Source organism: Streptomyces sp. NBC_00154 (genome assembly GCF_026342835.1).
GTDB lineage: Bacteria > Actinomycetota > Actinomycetes > Streptomycetales > Streptomycetaceae > Streptomyces.
This window is the reverse complement of sequence record NZ_JAPEMI010000002.1, coordinates 52330-77734: the sequence shown is the minus strand read 5'-3', so window position 1 is coordinate 77734 and position 25405 is coordinate 52330. Positions and strand designations below refer to the sequence as shown.

Here is a 25405-nt window from a genome sequence, read left to right as displayed (position 1 = left end):
GGCAGGCGTCTCGCGGCCCTGGTGGCCAGGCCGTAGAGGGCTGCCCCGATGGCGGCGGACGCGCCAGGAGCGGTGTCTTGACGACTCATGCTCGAAGCATAGCATTTTTATATTCATAGTTTATGGAAATGGTTGGCCAGCCGGTTCAGCTTCGCCCGCAGCGGCTCCAGCTTGCCCCGCACCTCGACCGGCAGGCCGAGCACCTCGCCGACGGCCCGGACCGTGACCGGCCCGGCCGCCTCCTGCACGATGGCCACCAGCCGCTGATAGTCCTGCGGCAGCACGTCGGGGTCGATACCGGCGGCGCGGGCCGGGATCAGCAGCACCGACCGGCCGCCCACCTGAACCTCCGGCGCCGGCGGCGCGAGCGACAGGTACTCCCCGAAGCCCTGCTCGCTGATCCGCTGCACGACCCGCCCGGCCACCACCAGCTCATCACGCTCGACCCGCACATCGGTCAGCTGCTTGACCAGCTCCTCTTCCAGCAGGTCCAGCTCGGCACGTCGCGTGGCGATCCGCTCCAGCATCCCCTCATCCGTCATGACACTCCAGCGAGCGCAAGAACCAAGTGGCCTAACAGCTGGGGACGTTCGCCCGTACACATCTGGGGAGAGATCCTCGTACGCCGACATCCGCGGAAGAGATCGACTTCGACGTCGACCTGAGGGAGCTTCAGGGACAGGCGCGACTTGATGTCTTCTGCCAGTTCCTGGAGGCGCTCGGGCGGCGGCTGGGCAAGCCAGTGCTGATGGATTCCGAGGGTGGTGACGGGAACCGTCCAGCGCTCGGGTTCGACATCGAAGCCGACCAGGTCGTGTTGCTGGCAGAGCCGCCGGTCACGTGACCAGCGCTGTCCTGAGTTCGTAGAAGGTGCCGACGCGAAGTATCGCGAACAGGACGTCGGGCCGGCTCCGATCGAGCGCCAGTGCCGTTTGACGGTGGACACGAACTCCTCGAAGCCCTGCCCGCTCGCCTTAAGGCGCTTCGCGCAGCCCACACAGAGCCCATGGTCCTTCGTGTGGAAGACGACCTTGTCGCAGCCCGTCACCAAGCACTCCGGGCCGCCGAGCAGAGGATGATCACGGGGGAAGACCAGCTGGCGCCCCTCGGCATCCCAGCTCATGAGCTGCAGGAATTCTGCGGTCACTGCCCCCAGGAGAGTGTCGGTGACGTCGTCCAGCTCTGCTGGCAGGTTCTCGACCAGAGCGAGCGTCATCGATCCCCCTCCTTGGCGCTCACACGCGGAAGAGGCACACGCTCAACGGCCTCGCGAAGTCGCGATGGTTTGGGATGCAGGTAGGGTCGCGGCGATTCCGCGCTCTTCTGCCCGAGCAAGGCCTGGACCTCGTCCAGTTTGCCGCCGGCATCGGCGACGTTGCTGGCCATCGCATGTCGACACATCCGGGGGCCGATTTTCCGGCCCAGCCCGGCCCGCCGCGACAATGACTCACACAGTTCGCCGATCGCGTCGGTCGTCATTGGCGCCCCGTAGGGCGGCCGGAACAGGTTGACCAGTAGGAGAAGGATGAGCCGGTCACGGGCGGAGCGGCACTTCAGGAACATGGCGACAATCTCCTCGTCGCCAGCCCTGTCGATGGTGGTCGCGGGCTCCTGGAGCGGGTGGCGGGCCCGCATCCGATACCGCATCGCACCACTCTCGCCGCGAGCCTCCTGAGGCAGGTCGCGATCGTCGCCGAGCTCGTAGATCTGCTCCAACACCCATGTCGGCGCGGCCTTGTTCACCACGGCATGCACCAAGAACATCCGAACGGCAGTCAGCACCTTGTTGATCCGACTCTCGCCCCGGACCGGCTTCGCACCCGGCCCAGGCACCACCACCCGCCGCTGACCGCCGTTTCCCGGGGTCCACTTCAGCCACAGCATGAACAACCCCATGTCGCGAGCGGCGGTCCGCCATTCCCGCCTGGAGTTCGCGCACCAGGTCAGGAACAGCACGACGGCCTCGGCGTACGCCTTCGTCGTCGTCTCTGCCCGCCCCCGGGCCAACCTCAGCTCCCGGAGGAAGCGGTCAGCTTCCTCCACCACACCCAATTCATCGTCCACCACGGTCCAATACCGGATGCCTGATGGCAGCTGTACAGGGAATGCACGCACTGATCTACCTCTACTCCACGAGTTGATCGCAACGATCCACCGCAGAGCCACACCCCCTGAGAACCGTCGCAACCTCCTCAACGACAAGGACTTGTACGACGTCACACCACAGCCGGGGAACCCTCAGAGAATGTGAGGATGGCCGACCGGATTCTCGTCCTCGACCGGGGCCAGATCCGGGAAGAAGGGACTTTCGACCAACTGGCGTACGGCGACGGCCTCTTCGCCGAGCTGTACGCCCTGTCGCAGGACCGCTGAACCGACGACCGCACCGACCGACGACCACACAGGGGGATCGTCGCGCCCGCTCGCACCGGGCGCGACGATCCCGGCCATCGAGGAGCACCATGGATTCCCGACCCACCGAGAAGCCCACACGCAACACCCGTCCGCCCGTCGCCCAAGCGGCGCTCGGCGTGGGCGTCGTCGTCCAGGACGAGCGGGGACGCATCCTGCTCGGCAGACACCACGGCGGCACCTGGGAGCTGCCGGGCGGCAAGGTCGATCCGACGAACGAGTCGATCGCCGCGGCTGCCGTGCGCGAGCTCCGCGAGGAGACCGGACTGGACGTCACCGAGGACCGGGTGACGGTCTTCGCCATGCTCCACGACGTGGTCGGCGGTATCAACCGCGTGACCATGGCGGCCGTCGTGACCGTGCGGGCGGAGAACCCGCAGGTCACCGAACCCCATCTGATCAGCACCTGGCAGTGGACCGGCCTCGACGACCTGCCGGAGCCGCTCTTCGATCCTTCGGCCCAGATCCTCGCCGCCTGGCGCCCGGAACTGCCCGTCGAGCATCCCCCCGCCCACTGTCTGAAGGTCATGGCCGCCCCTGCCGGATCCGACTCGTAACCTAGGACAATTAATCGTTTGCCTAGGCCTCATAGGCATCGTTAGCGTCCTCGGCATGAATGCCGTGAGTGAGCAGGACATCCGCGCATCGTTCGTCAATTGCTCGAAGGGGGAAGCCAAGCGTCTGCCGATGCCGCGCGATCTTTCCGAGCAGCCCTGGGACGACCTGGATTTCCTGGGCTGGCGCGATCTCGCCGAACCGGGGCGCAGCTATATCGTCACCGAGCACGACGGCGAGCTGGTCGGCATCACCCTCCGGTTCCCTTCCCAGCAGCGGGGCTTTCTCCACCGCAGCATGTGTTCGCTCTGCCTGACCACACACCCGGGGAGCGGGGTGTCGCTGATGACCGCCCGCAAGACGGGCCCGGCGGGGCGGGAGGGGAATACGGTCGGCGTGTACATCTGCACCGACCTCGCCTGCTCGCTCTATGTCCGCGGCAGAAAGGTCCCGGCCTCCGGCGGACGCTTCAAGGAGTCGCTGACCGTGGAGGAGCAGGTGGCGCGCACCCGGACCAACCTTGCCGCGTTCCTGCGCACGCTGTACGTGGCCTGACCGGCTTGCCGCAGATCAGGGGCCCTACCGGATCCGGTAGGGCCCCTGATCTGCGGCTCCGGCGAGTCGGCGCGACCGGATTCCGGGCGCCGGCCGCAGCGACGGCAACGGCGTACGCCAGTCCCCGCAGAGGGTGGCTGCAGGAGGAGTCGGCGGATGCCCCTTCACCCCCGGACGATCGTATTGAACGCAGACGCTCGATACGCTATTGGGCGTACAGTGACCTGCGAGGAGTCACTCTCCGCGTCTGTCCGTCCAGCCTTGCCACAGGGGGAGCCCATGCGACTGCATGTCGACCAGCGCCACGAGCGGGTGCTCGAGCTCGTCAGGGAGCGCGGCAGCCTCCGGGTCGCCGAGCTTGCGTCCGAACTCGGCGTCTCAGCAGTGACGTTGAGGCGCGATGTGGAGGCGCTGGCGGCTCAGGGGAGGGTGCAGCGGCTGCACGGGGCCGTGGTGTGGCCTGGTGGGCAGGCCTCGGAGGTGCCGGTACAGGCGCCGGCCATCGAGGGCGCCGTGATCGGAATGATCGTGCCGACCACCAACTTCATCTTCGCCGACATCGTGCGCGGGGCGCGCGAGACCGTGGAGGCCCAGGGCGGCCGCCTGGTGCTCGGGATGTCCGGCTATGTCGACACGGAGGACCCCGTACAGGCGGAACATCTGCTGGCGGGAGGGGCCGAGGGGCTGTTGATCGCGCCCAGTTGGTTCGGCGGGGTACCCGCCGACGGCCAGGAGAAATGGCTGCTGGAATGCCCGGTTCCGGCCGTGCTCGTCGAGCGCACGGCACCGGCCGGCAATCCCGCCGCGGGGCTCGACCGCGTGCGCACGGACCGGGCGCACGGCGCCGCGGTGGCGGTCGGTCACTTCGCGAAACTGGGGCACCGGGCGGTCGCGGCGGTGCTGCAGGAAGGACCGCATGCCGCGCAGATCACCGCGGGATATCTGGCCGCGGTGGAGTCGCTCGGGCTGACGCCCGTCTCGGGATCACCGGCGATCAGGGGGCATGGCGAGTACGACGAGACAGTGCAGTACCTGGTCGATGCGGTCGAGAAACGGGGTGTCACGGCAGCACTCGTGCACAGCGACGAGGACGCGATCGTACTGGTGCCCCGGCTGCAGGAGCGCGGCATCAATGTGCCCGCCGACCTGGCCCTCATCGCGTACGACGACGAGGTGGCGGGCCTCTCCGATGTACCGCTCACGGCCGTCGCGCCACCGAAGCGGGCGGTGGGCGAGCTGGCCGCGAAACTGCTGCTGCAGCGGCTGGCGGAGCGCGCCTCGGGCCGGACTCCGACGCCGCGCCAGCACCTCGAGCTGCTGCCTGAGCTACGGGTACGGGCGTCGTGCGGGGCCAGCGAAGTGAGCACTAACTGATCGTGATTCGATCGTTTTGATTGTTGTGTGCGTTCGCTCTTGACTGTGATCGACATCGCGCAAATGATGTCCCTCGTTCGCCTCTCTTCCCGTACGAGGTCCCGTAGGAGCCGTGCAATGCCGCGCACTTCACGTTCGTTCCGTATAGCCGCCGTCTCTTCCGTCGCCGCTCTGGGGCTGCTCGCCACTGCCTGCGGCGGCGACGGCGGCTCGACCGACGCCAAGTCGAACGGCAAGCCGGTCACCATCAACTACTGGACCTGGACGCTGGGCGCCAAGGCGACTGCCGACGAGTTCAACAGGACCCACAAGGACATCCAGGTCAAGTTCACCGAGATCCCGAGCTCGACCGAGGGCTACAGCAAGCTGGCCAACGCGGTGAAGGCGGGCAACGCCCCCGACGTCGCCACCATCGAGTACCAGATGGTCCCCGAGTTCGCGAGCCAGGGAAATCTGGTCGACCTCACCGACCTCGCGGGTGACACGGTCAAGGAGAAGTTTCCCGAGCCCATCCAGAACCTGGTGAACTTCGGCGGCAAGACCTGGACGGTCCCGTTCGACGCCGCACCGCAGCTGTACTACTACCGCACGGACCTGTTCAAGAAGTACGGCATCGAAGTCCCCAGAACCTGGGACGAGTTCAAGACCGCTGCCGCGAAGGTCAAGAAGAAGGACAAGAGCGTCCGACTGGCCTCGATGCCCAAGTCGGACCCGGCGCTGTTCGCCGCGCTGTCCTGGCAGGCCGGCGGCAAGTGGTTCTCCACCGAGGGTGACGCCTGGAAGCCCGCCGTCGACGACGCCGGCTCCAAGAAGGTCGCCACCTACTGGGACGGTCTGATCAAGGACGACCTGGTGCAGACCTTCACCGGATGGAGCCCGGAGGAGACCAAGGCCCGGGTGGAGGGCAAGACGCTCAGCTTCCTCGGCGCCTCCTGGTCGGCGGGTGGCATGAAGACCTCGCTGCCCGACCTCGCGGGCAAGTGGGCCGCCGCGCCCATGCCGAACTGGGGCACCCCCGCCATCGGCAACTACGGCGGCACCTCCTACGGCGTGCTCAAGGGCAGCAAGCACACCGAGGCCGCCGCCGAGTTCATCAAGTGGGTCACCACCAACGGCGACGCCGTCAAGGCCCGCCTGAGCGACAAGAAGTCCCCCAGCAGCGCACTGCCGGCCAACCCGGAGATGCGTGAGGTCGCCGCGTCCCAGTTCGACACCGCGTACTTCAAGGGCCAGGACATCTACAAGCTCGCCTCCGAGCAGGTCGACACCATCGTCCCCGGCTGGACCTGGGGTCCGAACCAGATGGACGTCTACACGGCGGTGCAGGACGCATCCGCCAAGGGCGGCTTCGCAGCCGGCGTCGAGGCCGGCCAGCAGAAGGCCAAGTCGGGCATCGAGGACCGCGGGCTCAAGCTCGCCAAGTGACCCGTCGGGGTCCGGCCGCGCCTGACCGCGGCCGGACCCCGACGACCACCCTCCCCCGCAGCGTCCATCCGCCAAGGAGCCCACCGTGGCAGCACCACTCGCCAAGGCCGTGCGCCCATCACGAGCCGGCACCCCCCGCGCGAGCGCGTCCCGGCTGAAGCGCAATCAGCGCGGTGCCGCGGCCCTGTTCATCGTTCCGTTCTTCGTACTGTTCGCCGCCGTGATGGCGGCTCCGATCGTCTATGCCGTGTGGATGAGCCTGTTCCAGGAACGCGCCTCCTCCGGGCTCGGATTCGGCGGCACCGAGCGGGCGTTCGCCGGCTTCGCCAACTTCACCAACGCCCTGTCCGACCAGGGCTTCCGCGAGTCCTTCCTGCACATCGCGGTCTACTGCGCGCTCTACATCCCGGTCATGATCGGTGCCGCGCTCGGACTGGCGCTGCTGGTGGACTCCGCGGTCGCCAGGGCCAGGAAGTTCTTCCAGCTGGCGCTCTTCCTGCCGCACGCCGTGCCGGGTCTGATCGCCTCGATCCTGTGGATCTACCTCTACACGCCCGGCCTCAGCCCGGTACTCGACTGGATCGGCGCCCTCGGCGGTTCGTGGAGCTTCTTCAGCGACGACCACGTGCTCTCGTCCATGGTGAACCTCACCGCGTGGCAGTGGATCGGCTACAACATGGTGATCTTCTACGCGGCGCTGCAGGCCGTACCGCGTGAGCTCGTCGAGGCCGCCGTCGTCGACGGCGCCGGAGCCATCCGTACCGCCCTGCAGATCAAGGTGCCGATGATCGCCTCCGCGGTCGTCATGACCGTGCTGTTCACCTGCGTCGGAGCGATCCAGCTCTTCACGGAGCCCAAGCTCTTCAACCAGCGGGGCACCGCGTCGGTGGACACCGAGTGGTCGCCGACCCTGTTCATCTGGAAGGCCGGCTTCGTCCAGCACGACTACGGACTCGCCGCCGCCGCTTCCCTGATGCTCGCCGCCCTCGGCGTGCTGCTCTCGTACGTCGTCACCAAGCTCGGAAACCGGTGGAAGTCCGCATGAGCACTCACACGGTCACCAAGGAATCCGCCCCCGCCCAGGCGCCCGCCGCTCCCTCCGAGCGCAGACCCGCCGCGGCCGGCCGGCGGCGCAGTCCGACGCATGTGCTGCTCTCCAAGGGCGTCGTCAACGGAGTACTGCTCCTCGCCGCGTTCTACATGCTGATGCCGGTCAGCTGGCTGCTCTTCGCGGCCACCAAGAATCACCGTGACCTGTTCGCCACCGGTGGCTTCTCCTTCGGGGACTTCAACCTCTTCGCGAACATCCATGACGTCCTGACCTTCAACGACGGCATCTACCTGCGCTGGTTCGGCAACAGCCTGCTGTACTCGGTGGTCGGCTCGGCCGCCTCCGCGCTGCTGTGCACCGCCACCGGTTACGCCTTCGACAAGTACGACTTCCGGGGCAAGGAGAAGCTGTTCGGCCTGGTGCTCGGTGGCGTCCTGGTGCCCGCCACGGTGATCCAGCTACCGATGTATCTGCTGGCCTCCAAGGTCGGCGTCGTCAACACCTACTGGGCGATCCTGCTGCCAGCCCTGGTCAACCCGTTCGGCGTATACCTCGCCCGGGTCTTCTCCGAGGGATACGTACCCAACGAGGTACTCGAGGCGGCGCGGGTCGACGGCGCCGGAGAGCTCCGTACGTTCAGCCGGATCTCGCTGCCGATGCTCGTCCCCGGGTTCATGACCATCTTCCTGTTCTCCTTCACCGGAAGCTGGAACAACTTCTTCGGCGCCCTGGTCATGCTCAACGACGACGCCCTCTACCCGGTCAACCTCGGCCTGTTCATGTGGAACACCAACACGTCCCAGCAGCCCGAGTTCTACTCACTGGTGATCACCGGCTCGCTCATCGCCGTCATCCCGTTGATCATCGCGTTCATCGGCCTGCAGCGCTTCTGGCGCTCCGGCCTGACCGCGGGTGCGGTGAAGTGATCATGCTCGTACCGGAAGGCACCGTCCTGAACAGCTCGGACCGCACCCCGGCCGGCCCGCGACCGGTCACCGTGCTCGCCATGGGCGGCGAGATCCACCGCACCCTGCTGGCCGGCGGCGACCTCGACCGGCTCGGTCGCATCGCGGCGGTGGACACGTCGCTCCTGGTCACCGACTACGCCGCCGCCGATCCCGCCGTGCTCGCCGGCACCGAAGTCCTCTTCACCCACTGGGGCTCGCCGCAGCTCACCGACGAGGCACTGCGGCTCATGCCGCGACTACGGGCGGTCGTCCATGCGGCAGGCTCCATCAAGCACCACGTCACCGAGGCGGTGTGGCAGCGGGGCATCGCCGTCTCGTCCGCGGCCGCCGCCAACGCGCTGCCCGTCGCCGAATTCACCCTGGCCGCCATCCTGTTCACCAACAAGCGGGTCCTCGGCGCCGCGCGGCTCTACCGCGAGACACGGGGCCCCTTCGACCTCCTCCCGCACTTCGCCGGGCAGGGCAACTATCTGCGCACCATCGGAATCGTGGGCGCCTCACGGATCGGCCGACGGGTGATCGAACTGCTCCGGCCGTTCGACCTGGAGGTCCTGCTGCACGATCCGTATGTGGACAAGGAGGATGCCGCCGCCCTCGGTGTGGAGTGCGTCGGTCTCGACCAGCTCGTACGGCGCAGTCATGTGGTGTCCATCCACGCGCCCGAACTCCCGGAGACCCGGCACATGTTCGACGCGCGGCTGCTCGCGCTGATGGCGGACGGGTCCACGCTCATCAACACCGCACGCGGCTCGCTCGTCGACACCCGGGCGCTGACCGAGGAACTCGTGTCGGGCCGGATCCACGGCGTCATCGATGTAACGGACCCCGACCACCTGCCTTCGGATTCCCCGCTGTACAACCTGCCCAACGTACTGCTGACCCCGCACATCGCCGGCTCTCTCGGCAACGAGCTCGGCCGCATGGCGCACTGGGCGATCGATGAAGTGGAGCGGTACGCGCAGGGTGCGCCCTTCGCGTACGGAGTCGGCCCCGCCGAGCTGAACCGCTCGGCCTGAGACACATCCCGCATGACCTTGTACACCCGCGCCGGACACCGCCCGGGTGTACGTCGACCTCGACGCGGCGCACCACGGAATCGGCACCGCGTCCTGTGGCCCCGGCACACCGACTGCAGCACCCCGTCGACAACAGGGCCGGCCGGACCCCGAGCCGGCCACTCCGATCGAACCTGGGAAGGACTTTGTCATGTCTGGTCGTGCCCGCCGCGTCCTCGTCGTCGGCATCGACGGCGTGCGGCTCGACACCCTGCGCCGGCTGCCGACCCCGCACCTGGACGCCCTCGCACGGCAGGGCTTCCTCGCACCGGTCGGGATCGACGACGGCACACCGACGATGTCGGGGCCGTGCTGGGCCACGGTCGTGACCGGTGTCACCGTTGCCAAGCACGGCGTGTGGAGCAACGACTTCACCGGCCACCGACTGGTCGTTTTCCCCGACTTCGCGACCCGGCTCGCGGAACAGGACGGACGGCGCACCTTCGTCGCGGCCGGCTGGGAGCCTCTGATGCTCGCCCGCGGCGGGGGCCCGCTCTTCCAGGCCCCGGCGAGGACCGCGTACGTCTCGCCCACCGCACACACCCCCGAAGGCTGGGACGCGTGCGACGCGCAGATCACCGAGGAGGCTGTACGGGTCCTGGCCGGAGACGACCCGGAGGCCTCGTTCGTCTACCTCGGCGCGCCTGACGAGACGGCACACTTCCTGGGCTGCGGCAGCGAGTACGAGAGCGCCGTGCTGGCCGCCGACGAGCGCCTCGGACGGCTCCTCGACGCGGTGCGGTCCCGGCCCTCGTACGAGAACGAGGACTGGACGTTTCTCGTGGTCACCGACCACGGCCATACGGATGCGGGCGGGCACGGCGGCCGCACCGAGGAGGAGCGCACCGCCTGGCTGATCGCCGCAGGTCCCGGCATCGCGGCAGGAGCCGCCCCCCGCGCCGTCCGCCATGTCGACGTCGCCGCCCAGGTGTTCGCCTCCCTCGGCCGGCACGTGGACCGGCACTGGACGCTGGACGGACGGCCCTTCGCCGCCGCCCCGCACGCCGTCCTCTTCGACATGGACGGCACACTCGTCGACACCGAAGCGCTGTGGCTGCGAACCGCGCGGGAGACCGCCGCCGGGCTCGGCCACGAGCTGGGCGAGGCCGACCTGCCCTTCGTACTGGGCCGCGCGGTCGCCGACACGGCCGCTCATCTCCAGCGGGTCTCCGGCACCGACCGCAGTATGCAGTCCGTGGCCGGGGAACTCGACGCAGCCTTCCTGACCGCTGTCGAGTCCGAAACCACGGTGTTGCCCGGCGCGTTGGAAGTCCTCGATCTGCTCAGGGACCTGGACATTCCCGCGGCGCTCGTCTCGGCGTCCCCGCGCCCCGTGGTGGACGCGGTGCTCAAGCTCCTTGGCGCGGAGCGGTTCCGTACGACGGTCGCCGAAGGCGAGACGCCTCGTACCAAGCCCGCATCCGATCCCTATCTCGCGGCGGCGCGGGCGCTCGGCGTGGACCCGGCGGCGTGCCTCGCCGTGGAGGACAGCCCGACGGGTGTCGCCTCCGCCGAGGCCGCGGGTTGCAGGGTGCTCGCGGTGGCCTCCTTCACGGAGATCCCAGCTGCGCCGCGAAGGACGGTTCTGCGCGATCTGCGGGCGATGGAGCCACAGACCCTGTGGACCGCGGGACTTCAGGCCGGGTAGTGCTGCGGGCGGCGAGGGCCGTGGCTGCGATTACGGGCAAGGACGTGCGCATGGTTCAGCCTCCGCCGGTCATGGTGACTTCGCCGTTGCTGAGGCTGTAGCCGGCGTTCGCCTTGCAGGGGCCGTAGATGTACGCGCTCGTGTTGGTGCCGGTACCGGGCTCGGGGCTGACGAACGGCTTGCCCCAGACCGCCTGCCCGTACGGGATCGAGGCGCAGTCGGCCACCGACTTGTAGTACTCGACGAAGCCGACACCGCTGGGCTTGAGCAGTCCGGCCGACGACGAGACGTTCCAGCTCCCGATCGCGTGGCGAGCGCGCCGGAGAGGATGCCTGCGACGCGTGTCAGCCGTCGCATCGGTAGTGATCGCACAGTGAATCGCCCTCCGTCGGCCGGTGAGGCGGCCGACACGTGGTCTCGAGTGGTCGTCGGTTGGTTGTCGGGAGGCCGGCCGACCGGTCAGCCGAGCTTGACGGTGACCTTCTGCGTGGCACCCGCGGTGCCGCTGAGGTCGCCGAACGTGAGCTGCAGCGAAGCCCCGGTGGTGGCCCCCGTGACCGTGGCCGGCTTGGCGGTCACCGAGGCCACGGCCCTGTTCCAGGTGAGTGTCAGGGACGTCCGCATCCGCATCGGATCGCTGACGCAGATCACCGCGGTGCCGTCGCTCCTTTCGCTGATCATCACCGCGCAGGGCGCGCTCGCGGTGAGTGTCCCGACGGTGCCGCCGAACCAGAAGTTGACTCCGGTGAAACCGAGTGCGGGGACGCTGACGCCCTGCTGGTTGTCGGTGTTGGCGAGGATCTGCAGCCAGCCCGTGTCCGCCGCTCTGGCGGAGGTCCGGTCCGCGGTGGCGCCCGGCAGGAGCGTGTAGGCGTACGAGGCGTTGACCGGGTTCGTGCCGTGGTCGACCGACATGGTCAGGTACTTGCGGTTCAGGGTGGTCGTGGAACTGCCCTTGTTGATGGTGCTCCACTTGCCGTCGCGGGCCTCGCGCTGCGCCTTGACGGTCGCACCGCCGGGGAAGACGTAGCCGCCGTGACCCCCGATGTGTGCCCACATGGCGCCTGTGAGGGTCTCCGACCACGGGTAGGTCAGTGGTTTGGTGGTGCCGTCGACGGTGAAGGAGGTGCTGCCGGTGGGGCCGAGATTGCGGTGTTCGACGGTGGACTCCACGGCTGTGCCGTCGCTGCACTTGATGCCTGCTCCCAGACAGACGATCGCGTCGTCGAGACAGAACCAGGACTTCTTCGCCAGCAGCGTGCTCTGCAGCCCCTTCAGGTACTGCCCGATGGCCGCCCGCTGCCCGTCGGTGGCGCCGCCGACCCAGTTGACGTCCGGCATGGACGCGCCCCAGTCGCCGCCGGCGGCGTCCGCGAGCACCTTGCGGGATGCGGTGGTGCCGGGCAGCCGGTACGGGTCGACGGTGGGCCAGAAGGCGTCGCTGTACTGGCCGTTGCCGTAGGTGTCGCCCCACCAGTAGAGCATTCCGGAACCGGTGTGCCAGCCGCGCAGATTCTCGCCGTTGCCGGTCTCGTAGTACGTGATGCGCCTGTCGGCCATGCTGATCGAGGCGGCCCAGCCGGGCCGGCGGTGGGTGGCCCGTGCCATATGGGTGAAGAGCCGGTGGCCGGTCGGTTCAGCGATGGCCGAGACCGCGGTGTCGTCCTGAACGCCCTTGAGCCGCGCCAGACTTGTCAGCCCGAGCGAGGGGTTGCTCATCGGCGGGCTGTAGTAGTCCCGCTGCATCCAGCCCTTGACCAGGCCGCGCCAGCGGGTGTTCTCGGCCGCGCTCGCACCCTGCCCGAGGAGCACGATCGAGGCCAGGATCGGATGGCCGCGCAGATGGTCGTCCTGCTGGATGCTCCGCGCGTCCGATGCGGAGATCCCTCGGCTGATGGCGCGGCCCGAGACACCGTCCTTCACCAGTCCGTTGTAGAGGAACGGTGCCCAGGCGTTCTCCACCGCGTCGAACACGATCTGCCGGTCGGCGTCGGTGACCGCCCAGCTGGACCCTGCGAGCAGCGCGAACAGCATGCCGAGGCCGCCGAGCATCACCGAGCCGTACGAGCCCGTGTAGGGGACGGTGGTGTGCTGGATGAAGGACCCGTCCGTATAGAGGCCGTCGCCACCGGTGGCGTACGGGAAGACGGGCGAGAGGGCGTCCCGCGCGAGCGCGACCTTGGCCGAGTTGTCACCGACGACGCCGCGCAGCGCGAGTACCCGGCACAGGTCGACGCGGTTGGCGCCGGTACTGGTACCGGTGTAGCTCGACACCGCGGAGTCGGGCACGAAGTGGTCGACGGCCTTGGCGCAGTCGGCGAGCTGGGTGGCCGACAGCTGGTCGTACATCAGGACGCAGACGTCGAGGAGGGCCTGCGGGGCGCCTATCTGCCAGCTGTACCAGTTGCCGTACCGGGTCCGGTTCTCGTTGTACACCTGGGAGTAGAGGTGGTCGAGGCCGGTCAGGATGTCGGTCGCGAGGCCGGCGTGGCCGGTCAGGCCGGTGCCCTGCTGGCAGTACGCCTGGGCCATGGTGTTCAGTCGGCCGTAACTGCTCGCCATGTTCCCCGAGAAGCCGTACGACTCCTGGTCGGTGTCGGGCTCGGGGTCGGCGAACACCAGGTCGGGCCAGAGCGAGCCGGTGGCCGGAGCCATGGACGACCGGAGCTGGGTCGCGGTGGCGCCGAGGTCGGTGAGACGGCTCTTGAAGGGCTCGGTGGTCGGGCTGAAGCCCTCGCCGAGTATCAGGGTGCGCCACTTGGCGCGCAGCGCGGAGAACTCTTCCCCGGACTCCGTCCGCGGGGTACCCCCTGCTGCCGCGGCCTCAGAGGTCAGGAGGGGGGCCGAGGCCAGGCCGAGGGCGAGTGCCGTACTGCCGGTTGCGGCCAGGAAGGTGCGACGAGGCCAGGAACGCGTCATTGCGATCTCCGGATGAGGAGGTGGGAGGAGGGCTGAGAGGGCTGGGACCGACGGTGCAGATTCAGGGGCGGGGGCTGAGGACCTTCGGGGGCAGGGATCAAGGAATGGGCCCTGGATTTCAGGGGGCGACGTCGGCGTACGAGGTACCTGCCTTCAGGCCGTCGACGTAGTCGATCTCCGCGTTCGCGGGGTCGTCGCTGTCGTAGGCGCCCCGGTTCGGAGGGACCGGGCCGGGTTCCTGCTCACGCAGGTGGGCGGGAACCCGGCCCACCGAGGGGTGCCGTGCGTCAGGCCGGCCGCACCTTGACCTGGTGGGTCGTTCCGTAGCTGCCGCTGAGGTCGCCGAACGTGAGGGTGAGGGAGGAGCCCGTCTGCACATCGGTGACCGAAGTTGCTTTGGAGAGAACCGACTTGACGGGTCGCTTCCAGGTGAGGGTCAGGCCCGTGACGGTGCGGGACGGGTCGGCCACCGAGATCGTCGCCGTGCCGTCGCGCTTCTCACGGATCTGCACGCTCACCGGTGCGCTCGCCGTGACCTTGCCGACCGTGCCCGCCTCCCAGAAGTTGATCCCGGTGAAGCCGAGGGAGGGGACGCGGATGCCGTGCTGTTGCGCCGTGTGGGCGAGGATCTGCAGCCACAGCGGGTCGATGGCGCGGGCAGCGGTGCGCAGCTCGCTCGCGCCGGGCATGAGGATGTACGCGTACGAGGCGTCCTGCGGGTCGGTGCCGTGGTCCTGCCACAGCGTCAGATAGCGCCGGGTGAACGAGGTGGGGGAGCTACCTGTGTTGATGTCCTTCCACGCGCCTGTGCGCTCCTCGCGCAGTGCGCTGACCCGGCTGCCGCCCGCCTCGGGGAAGACATAGCCCGCGTGCCCCGCGATGTGCGCCCACTTGGTGTGCGCCCGGGTGGTCTGCCGGCCCTGGGTACCCGGCTGCGCAATGCCGTTGAGACTGAGCCGGGCGGTGCCCGAGGCGCCCAGGTTGCGGTTGTCGATCACCGTCTCGACCGCGGTGCCGTCGGCCGAGGTGATACCGGCGCCGAGACAGACGATCGAGTCGTCGAGCCAGAACCACGACTTCTTGGCGGTCATCGTGCTGTCCACACCCCGCAGATGCTGCCCGGTGACGCCGAACTCGCCGTCGGTGGTGCCGCCCACCCAGGCCGTGTCCGGCTTCAGGTTGCCCCAGTTACCGCCGAAGCCGTCCGGCAGCGGCTTCTTCGAGACGGTGATGCCGGGCAGCCGGTACGGGTCGACCGTCGGCCAGAAGGTGTCCGAGTACTGCTCGAGACCGTGGTCGTCGCCCCACCAGGACAGCCAGCCCGAGCCGGTGTGATAGCCGCGGGCGTGCTCACCGTTCCCGAACTCGTAGTGCGCGATGCGCTTGGAGGCCATGCTGACCGAGGCGCCCCAGTCGCGGCGACGGTGGGTGGCGCGGTCCATGTTGGAGAAGACCCGGTGCTCGGTCGGCTCGGGCGACGCCTTGACCGTGTCGTCGTCGAACAGCGTCTGCAGTCGGGCCGTGTTGACCAGGCTCAGCTTCGGGTTCTTCAGGGCGGGACCGTAGTAGTCACGCTGCAGCCAGCCCTTGACCATGGCCTTCCAGCGGGCCTGCTCCTCGGGGCTCGCGCCCTGGCCGACCAGTAGGACGGATGCCATCACGCTGTGCGCGCGGGTGTGGTCGTCCTGGGGAAGCTGGAAGGGGTCGGACACCGTCAGCCCTCGGCTGATGCCGCGGCTGGAGACGTTGTCCATCATCAGGCCGTTGTAGATGAAGGGGGCGATGGCCTTCTCGACGGTGTCGAGGAAGAGCTGACTGCCCGGGTCGCTCACCTGCCACGTCGAGTCGCGCAGCAGCGCGAACAGCCGGCCGAGGCCGTCGTGGAGCACCGCGCCGTAGCCGCCGATGTAGGGGACGTTGGTGTGCTGGATGAAGGAGCCGTCGGCGTAGAAACCGTCACCGGTGGTGACGTACGGGAAGACGGGAGACAACGCGTCACCGCCCAGCTGGATCTTGGCCGCGCTGCCGCCGACGACGCCGCGCAGAATGATCCCGCGGCACAGGTCGACACGGTTGGCGCCGGTGCTGGTGCCGGTGTACTGCGCCACGGCCGAGTCAGGCAGGAACTTGTCCACGGCACGGCAGTAGGCGGCTATCTGCTCGGCCGACAGGTGGTCGTAGAGCAGCACGGCGGTGTCCATCAGCGCCTGCGGCGAGCCGATCTGGAAGTTCCACCAGTTGCCGAACCGGGCTTTGTTCTCGTTGTAGACGTCCGAGTAGAGATGGTCCAGTCCGGCGATGACGGCGTCCTTGAGTGCGGCGTCTCCGGTGAGCCCCGTTCCGGGCTGGGCGTACGCCTGGGCCATGGTGTTCAGCCGCGTGAAGCTGTCGTTCATCCTGGCCGAGTAGCCGTACGACTCCTGGTCGGTGTCCGGCGACGGGTCGGCATAGCTGATACCGGGCCACAGTGAGCCGGCCGTCGGCGCCATGGTGGCCTGGAAGCCGGCTGCCTGGGCGTCGAGCGTGGCGAGCTTGGACTTGAAGGGCTCCGCGGTCGGGCTGAAGCCCTCGCCGAGGATCAGAGTGCGCCACTTGGCGCGCAGCACGGCGAATTCGTCGTCCGTCTGGACGGCAGCCGATGCCTGGGTGCGAGTGGTGGCCGCGGCGGTGCCGGGCTCGGTGAGGCCGACCGCGAGCGCGGTGCCGCCGGTGGCCGCAAGGAAGGTGCGGCGGGACCAAGGGGGCGAGGGAGGGGGCGTCATGGGTGCTCCGGAGGCCGGGAGGTGTGCGGGATACCGCTGTGGAGTAGGCGGTTTCTAGCACGCAAGCGCTCAACCGCTCAACAGAAGAAGCAGAATTGAGCATTTCGATCGTTCTGTGCGTTCGCCTTTGGCCTACTATGCCTCTCCCCTACCGCTTTCTCCTCGGCTGCAGTTCGCGGTGGACTGTGTACTGCTGGGGTCCCGTCCCGACGCGTCCCGAAGCCGGGTTCGCACGGTGGCGTGCAGCGTGCGACGCCCCGCTCCGGGGCATGGCGGATCAGCAGGAAGGGGGCGTGGTGCCGCCGACGGCGATGCGCAGGTCTGCGCCCTGGGCGTCGACCGCGCACACCGTGACGGCTGCGTCGGCGACCTCGTCCGCCAGGGTCCTGCCCGCGGCCAGCGGGGCATCGTCGGTGGTGGACGTGGCGGGCGTGGCGTCCACGAGCCTGTTGTGCACCGTCGGGTGAGTTCGCGGGGGTGGGAACGGGAGTTCTGGAGCCGAATGGGTGACCTTGGCGGCTGCTGCTCGTTGGGCTGGGTGGCAGGGGTGCGGCCTTGAGGGCGGGGGTGATGTGGTGGGTGGGTTGCGAGAACTGGCCGCGTCCTTCGTGGCGCCTGGGCCTTGCGGGGTGGCGGTCCGGGACCGTCTCAAGCACCTCACGCCCCAGGACGAGGGGGTGCTGCGTGCGGTCGGTGCGCATCAGGGTGCGCTGGCGTCCGGTGATCTCAAGGCCCGTTGTGCGGATGGTCTGGAGCACGGTGCGGACACCTGGGCTGCGCGCAAGCGGGAACTGACCGGGGTGTCATCGTCGCGGATCGCGGGGCCATCACGAAGGCCACCCACGATCAGTGGGCGCTGGCGCGCCGCTGCCAGGCCGCGTATATCCAGAACCTGGCGGCCGGGATCAAGACGTTGCGGCACCGGCTGTCCCTCCCGCTCGGGGAGAAGGGCACCAAGCGTACGGCGGGTGGCTACCGGTCGAAGAGCGAGTGGTTCCGCAAGTCCCGCCGCCTCGCGATGCTGGAGGCGCGGCACACGGCTGCTGTAGCCGACTGGCAGGCCGGACGGGTCCGGGTGGTACGAGGCGGCAAGCGTCTCCTGAACACCCGCCACCACCTCACCGAAGCCCGGCTCACCGAAGGCGAGTGGCGACAACGGTGGGAAGCGGAACGCCGGTTCCTCGCTGCTGATGGTGAGTCGGGGAAGCGGTTCGGGAACGAGACGATCCGCGTCACCCCGGACGGCGAAGTGTCCATCAAGCCGCCCGTTCCGCTCGCGCACCTGGCCAACACCCGAAACGGCCGGTACACCCTCGCCTCCACCGTGGCGTTCGCGCACCGGGGTGTGGAGTGGGCCGACCGCATCACCGCGAACCGGGTCGTGGCCTACCGCATCCACCTCGACACGGAGCGCGGCCGCTGGTACCTCACCGCGTCCTGGCAACGCCCCCTCGTCCAGACCATCCCGCTGGAGACCGCCCGCGCCCGGGGCATGATCGGCGTCGACACCAACGCGGACCACTTCGCTGCCTACCGGCTCGACCGGCACGGCAACCCGGTTGGCGAGCCGCACCGCTTCGGCTATGACCTGTCCGGGACTGCCGGTCACCGCGACGCACAGATCCGCCACGCCCTGACTCGGTTGATCAACTGGGCCAAGCGGGTCGGTGTCGGCGCGATCGGCATCGAAGACCTCGACTTCACTGCTGAGAAGACCCGGGAGAAGCACGGGGGCCGCAAGCGGTTCAGGCAGCTCATCTCCGGCATGCCCACCGGCAAGCTCAAGGCCCGGCTGTTATCGATGGCCGCCGAGCACGGCCTGAGCGTCGTCGCGGTCGACCCGGCCTACACCAGCCTGTGGGGTGCCCAGCACTGGCAGAAACCACTGACCACCCCACACCGAAAAATGTCCCGTCACGATGCCGCCGGCATCGCGATCGGGAGACGCGCCCTCGGACACCCGGTCCGGCGACGGACGGCACCGCCCCCACACGACCAGAGCGATCGTGCGGGGCATCGGACCGCCCAGGCCGCACCAGGCAACCGGGGACGTGAGGGAACCCGCCCACCCACCACGGACCGGCCCCCCGGAGAGCCGCCGCCGAGCGGGAAGCGAAAGCGGGAACCCAGTGCATCCAAAACCGTTCGGGATGCGCCCAGCACGCAGCAGTGGGTCCAGGACTCACTTAGACCCACCGGCAAATGGATCACTTGAGGCGTCGGGTGGTGGGGCGGCCGTCCCAGCGGTAGCGGCTCGTCGAGCGTCGAATGAGCATGCGGAGCGTGACGAGTGCGGCGGCGAGGTAGAGGTAGAAGTCCACGACATCGCCGCTCCTCTCGGTGCAGCGCCGCAGCTTGCCGTAGTCGTTCATCCACGAGTGCGTGCGCTCCACCACCCAGCGCTTGCCGGCCTGGATCGGGGCGGGCACGCCCTTGCGGGCGATCTCGGCCGAGAATCCCAACTCGCCGATCAACACACGTGACTTGGTGCTGTCGTACCCGCGGTCGAGGTTAACGTTGACGGCCTCCGGCATCGCACCGGCCTGCTCTTTGGCCGCTGCCAGGGTGGGGCCGAGCAGCGGCGAGTCGTGCCGGTTCGCCCCGGCGGACACGATCCCGAGTGGAACCCCGCACGCGTCGGAGGCGACCGAGCGCTTCAGTCCCTGCTTGCCCCGGTCGACGGGCGAGCGCCCCGCTTTCTCTCCGCCGCACGGCGCCTTGGTGATGCAGCCGTCGACCGAGATTTCATCGAGGTCGAGGCCGATCATGCGGTCGTACGCCTCCAGGGCGATCCGGTGCAGCGCTTGCGAGATCCCCATCTGAGCCCACAGCTTGACGCGGCGTCGGATCGTGCGGTCGGAGCATCCGGGCGAGGAGATGCGCTCGTATCCGGAGCCGTGGATCAGCGCTTGGACGACGTGGTCGAAGACGACGCGGTCCGGTATACGCCGTCGATGGCAGCCGAGCGGATGGTCGGGGTCAAACTCGGCCCGATCGGGCAGCAGGGCCCTGAACTGGTCCCAGGCGGGTTCAAGCAGGCATGATGGCAGCGCGGGCACAGTCGTCCTTCGCGGTCACAGAGCGTAGAGAACTCCATGATCACGCGGGCCTGTGCCCGTTCTGCTGCCACCCCTCATCGCAACCGTGCTCCGCCACCTACTGCCGGTCGGTCTTATGTGCACTGGCTAGGAACGGTGTGCTCTCATACGGATCTCCTGGAGCGTCGTGAGTGAAGGTCAGCCACGGCGGGCCGGCTTGTCGAAGTGCCAGCCCTGGGCTCGGAGCAGGGGAATGAGCCGATCGACGGCGTCGACGGTCTGGCTGCGGTCGCCTCCCCCGTCATGCATCAGGATCACGGCCCCGGGCGTGATGCCCTCCTCGACGCGGCGGACGAGCTCGTCGGTGCCGGGCGGTTCCCAGTCGCCGATCGCCAGCCGCCATCCCAGCGGCTGCATCCCCAGGTCGGCCGCCACCTGCGAGCTCTTGCCCCAACTGCCGTACGGCGCACGGAAGTAGGGGATCCGTACACCCGGCGCGGCCCGGCGGATCTCGGCATTGGTCCGCTCCAGGTCCGCGCGGATGTCCTCCGCCGACCAGGTGCCCATGTCGTCGTGGTGCATGGTGTGGTTGCACAGCGTGTGGCCGCCCGCGACGATCGCGCGCACGAGTTCGGGATGTTCCTTGACGTGGTCGCCCCACAGGCAGAACACCGCCTTGACATGGCGCTTGCGCAGCACCTCCAGCAGTCGAGGGGTGTCGGCGGGGTTCGGGCCGTCGTCGAAGGTGAGGGCGACGGCCCTGCCGCCGTGCCGGGTGGATTCGACGACCTGGGCGTTGGCCTGCCGGGCCTGGGCCGGCCCCGCCACGGTCAGTGCGCCCAGACACATTCCGCCGGAGAGCAACAGGGGTGTCGCGAGACGGCGCAGCCGGCGTGCGCGTCGGGAGCGCGTCCTTTCACGGACGGCCCTCTCGGTGGTGCTGGTGGTGGTCAAGCTGCTTCCTTTCCTGGCGTTGCCGGGCCCGACGCTCCGTCGGGGCAAGGCCGGCCCGCCGGCGCGAGCCGGGACCTCGTCGGAATCCTCCGGTCGAGCAGGGAGAACCTAGAAAGGCCCGGCGCCGACGTCAAGAGCGGTCCATTACTCCGTCCAGGGGTGCGTTTTTGCAGGTCACAGCTGTTTGAGGAGACCTGTGGGGGCTGGTCGCCGCCGCATACACGGTGAAAAAACGCGGCGTTGTCGGGTCGGAGCCGTGGATCTCCCGACACCCGTCTGGTGACCTGGGGGAACGTCCGTGACACGGTCTCACCGGACGCCACGCCGTCTCACGGAACGGCGTCCCCGTACCCCGTACTCCGTATGCCGACGATCGGAGCAGGACATGCTCTCGCGCCACCGGTTCGATCCCGAACTGGCCGCCGCGCTCGCCATGATGCCCGAGGTCGACATCACCGATGTGGACATGGCCCGGGCCGCGCAGGCGGAGCAGCTGGCCGCGGTGGTCGCGGCGGCGGACACGACGGGGGTGGATGTCGAGGAGGTCTCCGTACCCGGCCCGGACGGCGCACCGAACCTACGGCTGCGCATCTACCGGCCGCAGGGGGTACAGGGGCTGCTCCCCGCCGTCTACAGCATCCACGGCGGCGGCTTCGTCCTGGGTTCGCCCGACGTCGATCACGACTGGAACCTGTTGCTCTGCCGGGAGTTGGTGGCGCTGGTGGTCTCCGTCGACTACCGCCTGGCCCCCGAGCACCCCTTCCCCGCCCCACTGGAGGACTGCTACGCCGGGCTGCGCTGGCTGGCGACGAACGCCGGCGGGACGACCGTCCGGGCCGACCGGATCGCGCTGTGGGGCGACAGCGCCGGCGCCGGTCTGGCCGCCGCACTGACCCTGCTCGCCCGTGACCGCGGCGGGCCCGCGGTCTGCTTCCAGCATCTGTGCAGCCCCGCACTCGACGACCGGCTGGAAACCCCGAGCGCCCGGCTGTTCACCGACACGCCCGTGTGGAACCGGCGCAGCGCCCGCCTCAGCTGGGAGGCCTATCTCGGGTACGGGGTACGGGGCACCCCAGGCGTATCCCCTTACGCCGCCCCCGGCCGCGCCGGGGCCGTCACCCTGTCAGGGCTGCCGCCCGCGTACGTCTCGGTCATGGAGTTCGACCCGCTGCGGGACGAGGGCATCGACTACGCCCGCGCCCTGCTGGCCGCCTCGGTACCCACAGAGCTGCATCTGATCCCCGGCACTTTTCACGGCGCGTGGGCCGTGGAGCACGCCGCCGTCATACAGCGCGCGACCGATGAGGCGATCACGGTGCTCCGCAGGGCGCTGGGGCGATGAGCCGGTGCGGCTCATCCGCTGTCGCCGCCGCGGCCGCCATGCCCGTCGCCTTCGCTTTCACCTTCGCGGTCCTCGGACAGCCGCAGCGCGTACAGCGCGAGTTGGGCGCGGAACCGGTCCTGCGGGTCGCGCAACCGCCACCCCAACTCGTCCTCGACGTGCGCCAGACGGGCGGCCACCGAGCTGTGGTGCAGGTGCAGTTCCGTGGCGGCCTGGCGCAGCGAGCCCGTACGGCAGAACGCGGCCAGGGCATCCAGAAGGTCGTTGCCGTGCCCGGACCGGCCGCCCCGCTCACCGCACTCCAGCTTCGCCAGCCTCCGTACGTCGGCCTGGGCGCGCAGCCGCTCCACCGGGATGTCCGCCAGCATTGCGACCGGGCCGAGTTCGTCATGGTCGGCCACCGCCTCCTCCGGGGTGCCCGTCCCCGCAAACCGCAGGGCCGAGCGCGCCTGTGCCCAGGAGTCCCGCGCGTCCAGCGGATCGGCGCCGCCGCCGACCCCCACACGTATCGCGTGCGCGGACCTGCGGGACGGCCCCCGGTCGCGGAGGCGTTCACGCAGGGCCGTACGGAGCTCCGCGGCCGGTGAGGCGGTACGACCCGAGGGCCCGTCACCGGGCTCGGAACCGGCCGGGTAACCGATCGGTCGCTGCACCAGCACCGCGCCCACCGACCCGACCTGCGCCACTCGGACGATGCCGTGCAGCGAGCCGCGCCCCAGCAGCGCCACCGTCTCCACCCCGACGTCCGTCCCCGGGCCACCGGCCACCGCGGCCACCCGCAACGGCGCCTCGGGGTCCAGGCCCAGCAGGCGCAGCGCGCGGGCCCGGTCGGAGGCATCCTCCCGCCCGGACAGCACCAGCTCGACGAGCGCCGGATCGGCGGCCGAGGGCACCCGGGTCCGCCGCGGCCGGCCCGCCAGCACCCGCGCGGTGATGGCCATCCACTCCAGGACCAGTTCGTCGAACGGGCCCGGTGCACCGGGCCGCTCCAACCAGACGCGTCCGGCCGGCTCCAGATCGACCCGGCCGGAGACCTGCTCGGGTGCGCCCGGCAGGGCGACACCGGCCGAACCGAACCGCGCCGAGCGGCCGTCGGGCAGCTCCAGCCCCGCGGCGCACCCGGCCAGCGCGGCGGTGGACCGGGTCAGGGACACCGGATCGAGACCACCACCGAGCAACGCCTCGAAGTGGGCGATCACACGGACGGCGGTGGCGGCGTCCGCATCCAGCGCCGACAGCCGCAGCAGCAGTCCCTTCACGGCCGTCATTCTAGGAAGGAAGAGACCATGATCGACAGATCCATGCACACACTCGCCTTCAGTGCAGGTCGGCCCGCGCGGAGCTGCCGTCGAGGAAGCCGCCCGACTGGTGCTGCCACAACTTCGCGTAGGAGCCGTCCGACGCGAGCAACTCCTGGTGGGTGCCCTGTTCGACGATCCGTCCGCGGTCCAGGACGACGAGCCGGTCCATGGTGGCGACCGTGCTCAGCCGGTGCGCCACCACGAGCGCCGTCCGCCCGTCCATGAGCCGCCACAGCGCCTCCTGGACGAGGATCTCGCTCTCGGAGTCCAGGGCGCTGGTCGCCTCGTCGAGCAGCAGGATCGGCGCGTCACGCAGGATCGCCCTGGCGAGGGCGACCCGCTGGCGCTGCCCGCCGGACAGCTTGACACCGCGCTCGCCCACCATGGTGTCGAAGCCGTCCGGCAGCGCGTCGGCGAACTCCGTGACGTGCGCCGCCTCGGCCGCGCGGCGGATCTCGGCATCGGTGGCGTCCGGCCGGGCGAACGCGAGGTTCTCCCGCAGCGTGCGGTGGAACATCGCCGGGTCCTGCGGCACGTAGGCGATCAGGCTGCGCAGGTCGGTCTGACGCAGCCTGCTGATGTCCTGACCTCCGATCAGGATCCGGCCGGCGTCGATGTCCGTCAGCCGGAGCAGCAGCCGGGTGAGCGTGGTCTTGCCCCCGCCGGACCGGCCGACGAGACCGATCTTCGCCCCGCCGGGCACGGCCAGGTCGAGGCCCTCGAAGAGCGGCTTCCCGCCCCCGTGGGCGAAGGTCACCTGCTCGAAGCGGACGTCGGCGGCTTGGGACAGCAACGGCTCCGGCGACGCCGGGTCGAGCACGGTCGGCGGCGTCAGCAGCAGTTCGGTGAACTGCGCGGCCTCCGTCATCGAGCTCTCCAGGCGGCGGTAGATCTGGTTGAACTCGAACATGATCCGCGTCGCGTTGCTGTAGTACGTGAAGGCGACCACGACCGCCTCCACGCCATGCCCGCCCCCGCCGAGCGTGACCGCGAGCAGCAGGCCCAGCGCGTTGGTCAGCACGGACATCGGCGCGACCAGCGTGTCGATGCGCAGGTTGCCGTAGTCCCACGACCTCAGCGTGAGCCGCCGCGACTGCGCGACGCGGGACCGATGCTCGGCGGCCTCACGTTCCTGGGCGGCGAACGCCTGGACCGTGTCGATGTTCGTCAGGCTGTCGGCGACGTGGCCCGACACCCGGGCGATCGCCTCCTCGCGCTGTTTGACGAGCGCCTGGCGGCGGCGGATGAGGGGCACCACGCACAGCGCCGTCAGTGCGATCATCGCCAGGAGCCCGACTACGAGCAGCGGGTCGTAGCGCCACAGCACCACCGACCCGAACAGCAGCGGCACGAAGCTTCCCACGACCGAGAACGTAAGCGTGTCGATGAACTCCTCGAAGCGAGAGGCGAAGCTGAGGACCCGTTTGGTCAGCGACCCGGCGAAGTTGTCATGGAAGAACGCGGCGTCCTTGGCGAACAGCTCGTCCATGCCGATCACGTACAGGTGCTCGATGGCGAGGGCGGCTACGCGGTTCAGGCAGTGGAAGCCGATACGCCACAGCGTCTCCGCGAACAGAAGGACGCCGGCGAAGCCGAGAACGTAGGGCAGCGTCGAACCGATGGACATACCGTTGTCGCCGGCGATTCGGCCGACGAGCTTCGCGACGACCAGCGGCGCGATGTAGTTGATACCGATGTTGCCCAGCGCCGGCAGCAGCATCGCGGGCACCGTCAACCGCGGACACCGGGCCAACTCCCGTCCGTAGTAACGAAGTGCGAGGAGTACCGAGCCCCTGCTCCGAGGGGCCTCGCGCGATTCAGATAAGCCCATCCCAACCCCGTGTTGTCGTGCGGCAGCCCGCCGTGCGCCTCTCGGGGGCATGCCGCTGTCTCCATGGCCGTGCGGAGCTTCGGTTCGAGTGAGTGCCCGCGCTCGGGTCGTCCTCCGACAGGCGGGGCACGACGACAAAGCCCCCCGCGCAGATCGCGGCGACGCCACCGTGCGAGTACGGGCGGGCCCGGCATCACAGTGTCCCGCGATGACGC

The 25405-nt window shown here is 69.3% G+C and carries 20 protein-coding genes and 2 pseudogenes; 11 read left to right on the top strand and 11 right to left on the bottom strand.

The window, feature by feature from the left end; genetic code table 11:
* Nucleotides 1-113: 113 nt before the first annotated feature.
* A complete protein-coding gene (locus tag OHA03_RS36700) occupies nucleotides 114-542 on the bottom strand; it encodes a hypothetical protein (RefSeq protein WP_267008350.1) in 429 nt (142 codons plus the stop codon).
* Between the two features lie 89 nt (nucleotides 543-631).
* Here OHA03_RS36700 and OHA03_RS36695 point away from each other — a divergent pair.
* A pseudogene (locus OHA03_RS36695) lies at nucleotides 632-844 on the top strand (hypothetical protein); the annotation flags it as partial.
* A gap of 368 nt (nucleotides 845-1212) precedes the next feature.
* Here the strand turns inward: OHA03_RS36695 and OHA03_RS36690 are convergent.
* On the bottom strand, nucleotides 1213-2067 hold the full coding sequence (locus tag OHA03_RS36690) for a tyrosine-type recombinase/integrase (RefSeq protein WP_267008349.1): 855 nt from the start codon (nucleotides 2065-2067) through the stop codon (nucleotides 1213-1215).
* A 395-nt stretch (nucleotides 2068-2462) separates the two neighbouring features.
* Between OHA03_RS36690 and OHA03_RS36685 the strand changes: the two genes are divergently transcribed.
* The 8 genes from OHA03_RS36685 (at nucleotide 2463) to OHA03_RS36650 (ending at nucleotide 11043) form a co-directional block, all read left to right on the top strand.
* Nucleotides 2463-2969, top strand: a complete 507-nt coding sequence (locus OHA03_RS36685) for an NUDIX hydrolase (protein ID WP_267008348.1) — start codon at nucleotides 2463-2465, stop codon at nucleotides 2967-2969.
* 55 nt (nucleotides 2970-3024) lie between these two features.
* Complete coding sequence (locus OHA03_RS36680; protein ID WP_267008347.1) at nucleotides 3025-3522, top strand: FBP domain-containing protein; 498 nt, start codon at nucleotides 3025-3027, stop codon at nucleotides 3520-3522.
* A gap of 279 nt (nucleotides 3523-3801) precedes the next feature.
* Nucleotides 3802-4896 (top strand): substrate-binding domain-containing protein, encoded by a 1095-nt coding sequence (locus OHA03_RS36675; RefSeq protein ID WP_267008346.1) that lies wholly within the window; start codon nucleotides 3802-3804, stop codon nucleotides 4894-4896.
* A gap of 117 nt (nucleotides 4897-5013) precedes the next feature.
* Nucleotides 5014-6321, top strand: coding sequence for an ABC transporter substrate-binding protein (locus OHA03_RS36670; RefSeq protein WP_267008345.1), 1308 nt, complete (start codon nucleotides 5014-5016; stop codon nucleotides 6319-6321).
* 85 nt (nucleotides 6322-6406) lie between these two features.
* Nucleotides 6407-7366, top strand: a complete 960-nt coding sequence (locus OHA03_RS36665) for a carbohydrate ABC transporter permease (RefSeq protein ID WP_267008344.1) — start codon at nucleotides 6407-6409, stop codon at nucleotides 7364-7366.
* Nucleotides 7363-8298, top strand: a complete 936-nt coding sequence (locus tag OHA03_RS36660; RefSeq protein ID WP_267008343.1) for a carbohydrate ABC transporter permease — start codon at nucleotides 7363-7365, stop codon at nucleotides 8296-8298. The genes OHA03_RS36665 and OHA03_RS36660 overlap by 4 nt, the downstream gene beginning before the upstream one ends.
* A 2-nt stretch (nucleotides 8299-8300) precedes the next feature.
* Entirely contained in the window at nucleotides 8301-9356 is a 1056-nt protein-coding gene (locus OHA03_RS36655; protein WP_267008342.1) for a hydroxyacid dehydrogenase, read from the top strand.
* A gap of 190 nt (nucleotides 9357-9546) precedes the next feature.
* Nucleotides 9547-11043 carry an HAD-IA family hydrolase gene (locus tag OHA03_RS36650; protein ID WP_267008341.1) on the top strand — a complete coding sequence of 499 codons (1497 nt, stop codon included), beginning with the start codon at nucleotides 9547-9549 and terminating at the stop codon, nucleotides 11041-11043.
* Nucleotides 11044-11098: 55 nt separating this feature from the next.
* Here the strand turns inward: OHA03_RS36650 and OHA03_RS36645 are convergent, their stop codons facing one another.
* The 5 genes from OHA03_RS36645 to OHA03_RS36625 form a co-directional block, all read right to left on the bottom strand.
* The gene (locus OHA03_RS36645) at nucleotides 11099-11269 is read right to left on the bottom strand and encodes a hypothetical protein (protein WP_267008340.1); all 171 of its coding nucleotides are present in this window, start codon (nucleotides 11267-11269) and stop codon (nucleotides 11099-11101) included.
* Between the two features lie 233 nt (nucleotides 11270-11502).
* A complete protein-coding gene (locus tag OHA03_RS36640; protein ID WP_267008339.1) occupies nucleotides 11503-13962 on the bottom strand; it encodes a polysaccharide lyase 8 family protein in 2460 nt (819 codons plus the stop codon).
* Between the two features lie 118 nt (nucleotides 13963-14080).
* Nucleotides 14081-14233 (bottom strand): hypothetical protein, encoded by a 153-nt coding sequence (locus OHA03_RS36635; protein WP_267008338.1) that lies wholly within the window; start codon nucleotides 14231-14233, stop codon nucleotides 14081-14083.
* Between the two features lie 16 nt (nucleotides 14234-14249).
* Nucleotides 14250-16724, bottom strand: a complete 2475-nt coding sequence (locus OHA03_RS36630; protein ID WP_267008337.1) for a polysaccharide lyase 8 family protein — start codon at nucleotides 16722-16724, stop codon at nucleotides 14250-14252.
* 277 nt (nucleotides 16725-17001) lie between these two features.
* The gene (locus OHA03_RS36625) at nucleotides 17002-17166 is read right to left on the bottom strand and encodes a hypothetical protein (RefSeq protein ID WP_267008336.1); all 165 of its coding nucleotides are present in this window, start codon (nucleotides 17164-17166) and stop codon (nucleotides 17002-17004) included.
* Between the two features lie 133 nt (nucleotides 17167-17299).
* Here OHA03_RS36625 and OHA03_RS36620 point away from each other — a divergent pair.
* Nucleotides 17300-18939 (top strand): annotated as a pseudogene (locus tag OHA03_RS36620) (IS200/IS605 family accessory protein TnpB-related protein).
* Here OHA03_RS36620 and OHA03_RS36615 read toward each other — a convergent pair.
* Nucleotides 18932-19783, bottom strand: coding sequence for an IS5 family transposase (locus OHA03_RS36615; protein WP_267008335.1), 852 nt, complete (start codon nucleotides 19781-19783; stop codon nucleotides 18932-18934). The pseudogene OHA03_RS36620 and the gene OHA03_RS36615 overlap by 8 nt on opposite strands.
* Before the next feature lie 177 nt (nucleotides 19784-19960).
* The gene (locus OHA03_RS36610; RefSeq protein WP_267008334.1) at nucleotides 19961-20716 is read right to left on the bottom strand and encodes a polysaccharide deacetylase family protein; all 756 of its coding nucleotides are present in this window, start codon (nucleotides 20714-20716) and stop codon (nucleotides 19961-19963) included.
* Nucleotides 20717-21101: 385 nt separating this feature from the next.
* Between OHA03_RS36610 and OHA03_RS36605 the strand changes: the two genes are divergently transcribed.
* The gene (locus OHA03_RS36605; RefSeq protein WP_267008333.1) at nucleotides 21102-22058 is read left to right on the top strand and encodes an alpha/beta hydrolase; all 957 of its coding nucleotides are present in this window, start codon (nucleotides 21102-21104) and stop codon (nucleotides 22056-22058) included.
* A gap of 11 nt (nucleotides 22059-22069) precedes the next feature.
* On the opposite strand, the gene OHA03_RS36600 is transcribed toward OHA03_RS36605, so the two are convergent.
* Together OHA03_RS36600 and OHA03_RS36595 are read right to left on the bottom strand one after the other, a co-directional pair.
* Nucleotides 22070-23326 carry a CdaR family transcriptional regulator gene (locus tag OHA03_RS36600; RefSeq protein ID WP_267008332.1) on the bottom strand — a complete coding sequence of 419 codons (1257 nt, stop codon included), beginning with the start codon at nucleotides 23324-23326 and terminating at the stop codon, nucleotides 22070-22072.
* 49 nt (nucleotides 23327-23375) lie between these two features.
* Entirely contained in the window at nucleotides 23376-25190 is a 1815-nt protein-coding gene (locus tag OHA03_RS36595; RefSeq protein WP_267008331.1) for an ABC transporter ATP-binding protein, read from the bottom strand.
* Nucleotides 25191-25405: the final 215 nt, after the last annotated feature.